The organism is Acidocella aquatica (genome assembly GCF_030160635.1).
Lineage (GTDB): Bacteria > Pseudomonadota > Alphaproteobacteria > Acetobacterales > Acetobacteraceae > Acidocella > Acidocella aquatica.
In genome coordinates this window covers 1-951 of record NZ_BSOS01000132.1, presented here as the reverse complement: position 1 = coordinate 951, position 951 = coordinate 1, and the positions used below count along the sequence as shown (strand labels likewise).

The 951-nt window shown below is 58.0% G+C and carries 1 pseudogene; it reads right to left on the bottom strand.

Annotation, left to right across the window (positions count from 1 at the left end):
* Nucleotides 1-91: 91 nt before the first annotated feature.
* Nucleotides 92-951 (bottom strand): annotated as a pseudogene (locus QQJ84_RS19320) (IS701 family transposase); the annotation flags it as partial.

Sequence of the window (951 nt, the reverse complement as noted above, 5' to 3'; positions counted from 1 at the left end):
TGACCAAGCTATGACGTAGGTGGCCCGGATACGTTTTTGCGCGAGTCGGTTTGCTATCCGCCTGATTTCTTGGATCGACCAACGGATGAGATCAGATGATGTGTTGCAGGCTGGTGCATTGTTTTTTTGATGTTGGCTGATTTGCGCGATGCCGGATCGCCGCAATCATGGCAAAAGCCAGCATCACCAGAGATACGTGACGGTGCCACCCGTGCCAGGAACGGGTTTCATTATGGTCAAAGCCGAGTTCGTTCTTGGCGGCCTCGAAACTATCTTCGATCGACCAGCGATGGCCTTCTACTGCAACCAAGGTTTCGATCGTGGTTCCCACCTGGCACCAGGTTGAGAAGAAGGCGAGTTCACTGTCGGCGATATGACGGCGGATCAGCAGGCCGCGTGTCCATTGGTTATGATTCGCGTCGGCCTCGGTCTCAGCTTCAAGGTCGGCAAGTTCAAGGTAGCACCAATCTTGCAAACGCGGCCCCTTGGTGCCGGAACCAGCCGACAAGCGCTGCCAATCGGCCGGAACCCGCGTTGCGCAATCTCGGCTGCGGTGCCGGCGATCATCGGCGTCTTGCCCCATGAATGAAACCAATGGGTCGAACTCACCCCCAGCACATAACCCTTGCCGGCGCGACGCAGGTCCTGCTCGATCGCACCAACATCGTAAACGCTGTCGGCAGCGACCCAGGCGAACGGCACATTCGCGGCAATCGCGCCGGCAATCATCAGCGCGGCCAATTGCGGTTTGGTGGCAAAGCCTGTTTCTTCCGGCACATGCGCAGCGGCCAGACGGACGGGGTCGTCCGTCCAACTTTTTGGCAGATATAACTTCCGGTCGATGAACGCATGACCGTGACGCGACACATAGGTGGCAAACACGCCGATCTGGCAGTTCATGATCTTCCCCACCGAGCCGGTGTATTGCCGGCCAACGCCGCATGATGCCCT